General features: G+C 61.2%; 1 protein-coding gene. It reads left to right on the forward strand.

Translation table 11 applies throughout. The features are described 5' to 3' along the window. The first annotated feature begins 126 nt into the window (after positions 1 to 126). Positions 127 to 1,311, forward strand: a complete 1,185-nt coding sequence (locus B5520_RS22275; protein WP_104443674.1) for an integrase catalytic domain-containing protein — start codon at positions 127 to 129, stop codon at positions 1,309 to 1,311. Positions 1,312 to 1,414 lie beyond the last annotated feature (103 nt).

Below are 1,414 nucleotides of genomic sequence, written 5' to 3' on the forward strand. Positions count from 1 at the left end.
CGCGTTGACTCGTTGAAAACCTCCGCGTAGACCGATTCGTTGCCTCATTTGAAAACCTCCGCGTAGCGGCGTGGTTCTCGGGAGCGGCACCGGATGGGGGCTATGCCCGTTTTCATGGAGCTAACGATGGCCCAGCGGCAAGCTGTGACGAAGAAGAAGGCCCTCGCCTACCGGGGCGCTGATCGTGCAGGGAAGTCCCGGATCCTGGACGAGCTGGTCGAGTTGACCGGTTGGCACCGCGACTATGCCCGGGCGGCGCTGCGGGACGCGCTGGTCCTGAAGGTCGTCAAACCCCGGCCGGGCAGGGACCCGGTGTATGGACCTGATTTGTTGCCGGCGCTGGGCAAGTGCTGGGCGGTATTGCGTGCACCTGCCGGCAAGCTTCTGGCCCCGATGCTGCCGGTTCTGGTGCCGCTGCTGCGCCGCGACGGCGAGCTCGACATCACAGATGAACAAGCAGCGTTGCTGATGCGGATGAGCGCGGCGACCATCGACCGGAAACTTGCGGGGGAACGGTCAAAGCTGACCCTGCGGGGACGGTCCCACACCAAGCCGGGCACCCTGCTCAAATCCCAGATCCCGGTCCGGACCTGGGCCGAGTGGGATGATGCGGTGCCGGGCTTTGTCGAGATCGACCTGGTCGGTCACGAGGGCGGCAACAGCTTTGGGGAGTTCTGCTTCACCCTGACGGTGACGGACATTTGCACCGGATGGACGGTGAACAGGTCCGTGCGGAACAAGGCCGCCAAGTGGGTCTTCGAAGCCCTTGAACACGTCACTGCGGTGTTCCCGTTTCCCATCCTCGGCATCGATTCGGACAATGGGTCAGAGTTCATTAATGAGCACCTGCTGGCCTATTGCCACGCCCGCCAGATCACCTTCACCCGCTCCCGGCCGGGAAACAAAAATGACGGCGCCCATGTGGAGCAAAAGAACTGGGCACGGGTCCGTGAATTGGTCGGCTACCTGCGCTACGACACCGCTGGCGAGTTGGAAAAGCTCAACGAGATCTGGGAGCTGGATCGTGTCTTCACCAACTACTTGCTGCCACAGCAAAAGCTGGTTTCCAAGCAGCGCTACGGCGCCAAAGTCACCAAGAAACACGATGCGCCAGCCACGCCCCACCAACGAGCCGTGCGCCATCCACGGATGCGTAAGAGCCCGGTCATACGAATGAACGCCGCCTTCAAACGCATCAAACCCGGAGCTCTCTCCCGCCAAATCATGGCCCTTACAGCCGAACTGGAAACCCTTGCACTGGCCAAGAAACCAGCTCCAATCAGACCCGTAAACCGGGCCTGGAACCCATAGCCCTCCGGAGCCTCTGCAACGAGGCAACGATCACGCAGAAGCGGAGGTTTTCATTTGAGGCAACGTATTAGTCTTCCCGGAGGTATTGCAATGAGGCAACAGG

This window comes from Arthrobacter sp. P2b (genome assembly GCF_900168295.1).
In the GTDB taxonomy this organism is placed as follows: Bacteria; Actinomycetota; Actinomycetes; order Actinomycetales; family Micrococcaceae; genus Arthrobacter.